Source organism: Stenotrophomonas sp. PS02289 (assembly GCF_029960115.1).
In the GTDB taxonomy this organism is placed as follows: domain Bacteria; phylum Pseudomonadota; class Gammaproteobacteria; order Xanthomonadales; family Xanthomonadaceae; genus Stenotrophomonas.
On the sequence record NZ_JASCOZ010000239.1, the window covers coordinates 1 to 4,961 of the forward strand.

Consider the following 4,961-nt stretch of genomic DNA (forward strand, 5'->3'; position numbering starts at 1 on the left):
GGGTGGGCGTTCCGGGGGACGCTGCAAGTACGTCCATGTAAGCTCGGTCGCCGCATCCATGCGGCTCACGCCCCCTCCAGCCCACCCCGACCCGCCATCGACAGTGCGTCGGTGGCCATCGAACATCAAAACCGTACAGCCATCGTGCCGGTTGGATTTCTCGGGGTATGTGGGCCCGGTAGCGTCGGTCGACAGACGACGGCCGTGAAATGACCAGCGTTCATTAACGCATGAACGCATGATCGAAACGCGCTCTACGCATGATCCCATCTGACGCACCCGACCCGAACACGCGCTGCACCTCGACATCGCGTACCACGAAAACACGCACGCACATCACACAATCAAACTTCCACCGACGCTCGGTGCGCGCACCTCCAACGCACGCATCCGACTACTGCCACAAGCCTTCCACGAAATCACCGCGCCAATTGCGTCGCACCATTTGATCGACCGCCAAAAATCCGCCACGATCTTGCCGCAATTGCCTGTTTTTTTCGGTGATTGTTTCCTGCAGGGTAGGCCCCGGAGCGTAGAATCTCCAATGCGTACACAACCTGTTGTCCTGCGTGGGAAACGTACGTCCTGCGTCGGGAGGGTGGCTAATAAAACACCTCCGCAAGGAGGAAATACGCCCGCCGTTTCCGTGTTCGCATTGCGGTTCTAACCTCCCGACCCCTCGCCATTCCGGCAGGGGTCGCACTCTGCACGAGGTTTGCCATGCAAGCGCAATGGTTGGACATACCCGAAGAACAGAACGAACACGCACCACACTCACACCGTTGTGCGGTCTGCGGTGCCTTTCCGCCCCCACCACCTCCCACGCTGCCGGGCGATGGTGACGTTGGCGGCATCGAATACCTGATGATGCGCGGCACCTGGCTGCGCTACATGGGCTTGGGAAAAGGCACCTGGTTCAAGGTCGAATTCGACGGCCGACGCATCATCTCCACGCCGGTGTATCCGCCCGGCTTCCGCGTGCTGCACATGCCCACCTCACTGCTGCGTGAAGTGCACTACACGCAGGTGCGCGAGTATCGTCATCACCCGCGGCCACGTCCGCGGCGGAGGTCACGCCGATGAGGAAGCCAGTCTGGGTAAGGGCCCGCGTGGAAGATGACCTGCGCTGCCGGTTCAAAGGCGTGGTGATGCAGGAGCATTACTCGCCGGCGGAAGCGATTCGCTTGTTCATGGAGCGCGTGGTGGAGCTCGGCGAGAACCCGAACGTGGTGGATCTCACGCTGTGGAGCAATGCGATCCGTGATGGGTCTGACGATGTGGCGCATGAGATGGGCATCGGGCTTCCGGAGCCGCCGTATGGCGACGAGGATGAAGTGCAGCGCGCGCGGCGCGAAGGCTGGGCCAGTCCTGGCTTCGGTCGCGATTGATCCGCCTTGTATCGAAGAGATTGCCATGACCTCGACAACACTGACTAACGAAATTCTGCCGCTGCATCCGGGCGAGATACTGCGTGAAGATTTCATGCGCCCGAACCGGCTTTCCACTCGTGCACTGGCTTGTGCGCTCAACGTATCCGGCACGCGCATCGCGAGTATAGCCAGGGGTGCCAGTGCCATTACCGCCGACACGGCCCACCGTCTGGCTTACTACTTCGACACCTCGCCGTGGTTCTGGATGAACCTGCAGGTGCGCTTCGATCTGGAAAAGGTGGAGCTGCAGACGCCGCATCCGGCTGAGTGCATTGTGCCGAGGCCGAAGGGTGTCGACCCGGCAGCGTCGGAAGCAATGGATGGCAGGGAGTGGGGCGCGTGGTGAGAGTGATTGCACCGGTGCGATTACGCCGGTGCAATCGTGCCGGCCTGGAATGCGGCGGTCTGACATGCACCGGTGCGATTGCGCTCGTGTGGAATGGTCCGTTGTGGCATGCACCGGTATGGAACTCACCGGTATGGAACCCACCGGGCTGGAACTCACCGGTAGGGTCGCACGACAGTCGACCGCCGATAACACGCGTCGGTGCTTTAGGGCATGACCTTCGAACGCAGGCACGCTTCTACGTTTAGGGTCATGCCCAATCGCGCCGATCACCGCTATCGGCGGTCGACTGTCGTGCGACCCTACCAAAGCCGGTGCATCGCGACCCGGTGCGTCCAGACCGGGTCAGGTGCAGCGCGTTCCGGTGCGTCCAGACCGGGTCAGGTGCAGGGCGATCCGGTGTGTCCAGACCGCATCAGGTGCAACGCGGTCGGGTGCTTCCAGACTGACTTCGGCAACCCGCCGCGAACGTCCAGACTTACTTGCAGGCTCTGTCGACGTTCTGCTTCAGGATTTCATGTAACTCGCGTTCGTCCTTCATCGAGGCATCGGCCAGCGCCTGTTCGCGGATGTGCTTGTGGCGCGTACAGGCTTCCGGACTGGGCTGCCCGGTGAAGGTGAGCATCCGCGCGCCCAGGCTGGGCTCCTCGGTGCGCGGTATTGCAGCCGGCGCGGAGGACGCAGGCGCGTTGTAGCGCTTCTGCTCCGCGCCTGTGTCGCAGGGCACGGATTGGTACACGGTGCCGGACTTGCCATCCGAGCACTTGTAAGCCGACTGCGCAGCCGCCGGCAGCGCGATGAAGCACAGCGCCGCCGCAAGATATCTGATCATGATGATTCCCCGTTGAAGCGCGGAGTCTAGCAGACCGTCATTGGCGCAGAGGAGGCGTCCGATCGCGGTCACTCAAACCGCCAGCGCACCCCGGCATACACGCTGCGGCCTTCGCCCGGCGTCGAGCGCGCCACGTCGCGGCCGGCGTCGTCATAGCCCGGCGTCACCGTCGCGGCGTAATGACGGTCGCCGATGTTGCGCATCTCCGCCCACAGCTGCCAGCGACCACTGGGCGCATCAAAACCCACGCGCGTGCCAAACACCGCGCGGCTATCCGCCCAGAAGCTGTTGGCATAGTCCACCGCCATCTTCGAGGCGGCATCGGTGTTCACCGCTGCATACCAGCCGGTCGGGTGGTCGTAACGCAGCTCCGCCTGGTACGCATGGCGCGGCAGGCCGGGCAGGCGGTTGGAGCCGAAGCGTGCGTCATCGCGGTAGCGGAAGTCGTTGAAGGTATACGCCTGACGCAGCCCCAAGCGACCGCCCGGGCCTTCCCACAACGTGCTGTCCAGGCCCGCCTCGAGGCCGCGATGCACGGTCGGGCTGGCATTGTTTTCGGCCACGAACAGGTTCGGCACCGGCAGCACTTCCACGGTCAGCAGCTCGTGACGCACATGGGCGTAGTAACCGGTCAGTTCCCAGCGGCCGAGCGTGCTGTCGCCGCGCGCACCGAGTTCCAGCGTGGTTGCGGTCTGGTTGTCCAGTTCCACCGGCGCGCGCTGGCGACCGGTCGAGGCACCGTTGCCGGCCGGGAAGTACAGGTTCGAGCCCCAGATCATCGACCACGGATGCGCCGGCTCTACCGAACGGCTCAGGTTGCCGAACCACTGCGTGGCCGCGGTCTGCTGCCAGGTGAAACCGATCCGCGGGGCGTAATCCCATTCGCTCTCATGCAGACGCTCGGGGGAGTACGGCCAGGTGACCTGCACATCACGGCGGGTGTTGATCAGCGCCAGCCCGGTCTGCAGGCGCAGGCGGTCGTTGAGGCTCAGCTCGTTGCTGGCATGCACGGTGGTGTCGGTGCCGTGGTGCGAGAAGTCGCGGGTGTGGGTGCCGGCGGCATAGCCGTTGTTGGCGTAGCGCAGGGTCTCGCGCACGTCCGCGTCCAGATCGTGGGTGACGCGCAGGCCGACGGTGGTCACGCTGTCATGGCCAAACAGCGCATGACGGCGGCGGTAATCCAGGGTGGCATTGAGGTTGCTGTAATCCAGCTGCTGCCGGTACAGGCTTTCGTTCAAGTCCATCGGGTACTTGTGATACACCAGCCCGGCCTGCAGCGACGAATCCGCATCGATCTGCCAGGTGGTCATGTTGCCCAGCCAGGTGCTGCCCGGCTGCGGACGGCGCGCGTCGATGGCGAGGTTGGCCGGGTTGGCCGCGCGCGGGTCGTGGCGGATCTGCTCGCGGGTGAGGCGTCCGGGCGTTTCATGGTTGGTTTCGCGGTAACGCACGAAGAAGCGCGTTTCCAGCTGCGGGGTGATCTGCCAGCCCAGGTTGGCCATAGCGCCCTTGCTGTCGCCGGCAGCGTGGTACTGGTAACCGTCGTACTCGCTGTCGGTGTAGGCCAGGTAGTAATCCAGATCACCACTGACACCGCCGTAGCCCAGGCTGCGCTTCTGGTAGCCGCGGCTGCCTGCTTCGTACTGTACGTCCAGCCCGGCCGAATCGCGCCCGCTGCGGCTCACGTAGTTGATCGCGCCGCCCAGGGCCAGCGCACCGCGTTCGATACCGTTGGCACCGCGCAACACTTCGGCGCGGCTCAGCCACAGTGGTTCCAGCAGTTCATAGGGGGTGCCACCGGCGCCGGTCAGCGGCAGGCCGTCCAGCGACACCGAAATGCCGGAGGCATGTGCGCCCGGGCCACGGTTGATGCCCGAGCCACGGATCGAGACCTTGGTGCCTTCGTTGCCCGGCGACTGCGCGCTGATGCCGGGCTGGTAGGCCAGTACGTCGGCACTGCTGGCCAGGCGACCGTTGGAGCGGGACAGGTCGACCACATTGCCCGCACCGGGCACGCGCTTGAGTTCGGCGCGGGCCTGCTCGACATCGCTGGCGGCGGTGACGTTGACCGCATCAAGGGTCGTGGGCGACGGCGCGGGGGCGGCCAGGGCAGGGCGGGTCAGCGTGGTGACAACGGCCAGAGCCAGCAGGGACAGGGTGGGGCGGTGCAACGAACGGGAAGAGGGCATGCGTCTGACATCAAGGCGGAACGGGGCCGCGGATGGCAGGGGATGCCCTGTCAACCGCGCGGAGGCCGCGAAAGTTAACAGGTTCGGCGGGTGGCGTCACCCCGTGTAGGGTGGGTGGGGCTTGGTAGCGCCGGCCGTTGGCCGGCCCACGCACCGCCTGGGCC

5 protein-coding genes are annotated in these 4,961 nt (G+C 64.9%); 3 read left to right on the forward strand and 2 right to left on the reverse strand.

The window, feature by feature from the left end; all coding sequences use genetic code 11:
* Nucleotides 1-720 precede the first annotated feature (720 nt).
* The 3 genes from QMX83_RS20075 to QMX83_RS20085 are packed head-to-tail and all read left to right on the forward strand — an operon-like array spanning nucleotide 721 to nucleotide 1,776.
* On the forward strand, nucleotides 721-1,083 hold the full coding sequence (locus QMX83_RS20075; protein WP_282298405.1) for a hypothetical protein: 363 nt from the start codon (nucleotides 721-723) through the stop codon (nucleotides 1,081-1,083).
* Nucleotides 1,080-1,388: a hypothetical protein gene (locus QMX83_RS20080; protein WP_282298406.1), complete on the forward strand. Its 309-nt coding sequence runs from the start codon at nucleotides 1,080-1,082 to the stop codon at nucleotides 1,386-1,388. The genes QMX83_RS20075 and QMX83_RS20080 overlap by 4 nt, the downstream gene beginning before the upstream one ends.
* Before the next feature lie 25 nt (nucleotides 1,389-1,413).
* Complete coding sequence (locus tag QMX83_RS20085; protein WP_282298407.1) at nucleotides 1,414-1,776, forward strand: HigA family addiction module antitoxin; 363 nt, start codon at nucleotides 1,414-1,416, stop codon at nucleotides 1,774-1,776.
* A gap of 478 nt (nucleotides 1,777-2,254) precedes the next feature.
* Here QMX83_RS20085 and QMX83_RS20090 read toward each other — a convergent pair whose 3' ends face one another.
* A complete protein-coding gene (locus tag QMX83_RS20090; protein ID WP_282298408.1) occupies nucleotides 2,255-2,608 on the reverse strand; it encodes a DUF4124 domain-containing protein in 354 nt (117 codons plus the stop codon).
* A gap of 68 nt (nucleotides 2,609-2,676) precedes the next feature.
* Nucleotides 2,677-4,797, reverse strand: a complete 2,121-nt coding sequence (locus QMX83_RS20095) for a TonB-dependent receptor (protein ID WP_282298409.1) — start codon at nucleotides 4,795-4,797, stop codon at nucleotides 2,677-2,679.
* Nucleotides 4,798-4,961 lie beyond the last annotated feature (164 nt).

Excerpts from the sequence above, each read along its gene's own strand:
- QMX83_RS20095 (WP_282298409.1), bottom strand. The coding sequence starts at position 4,797 with ATGCCCTCTTCCCGTTCGTTGCACCGCCCCACCCTGTCCCTGCTGGCT.
- QMX83_RS20090 (WP_282298408.1), bottom strand. The coding sequence starts at position 2,608 with ATGATCAGATATCTTGCGGCGGCGCTGTGCTTCATCGCGCTGCCGGCG.
- QMX83_RS20085 (WP_282298407.1), top strand. The coding sequence starts at position 1,414 with ATGACCTCGACAACACTGACTAACGAAATTCTGCCGCTGCATCCGGGC.
- QMX83_RS20075 (WP_282298405.1), top strand. The coding sequence starts at position 721 with ATGCAAGCGCAATGGTTGGACATACCCGAAGAACAGAACGAACACGCA.
- QMX83_RS20080 (WP_282298406.1), top strand. The coding sequence starts at position 1,080 with ATGAGGAAGCCAGTCTGGGTAAGGGCCCGCGTGGAAGATGACCTGCGC.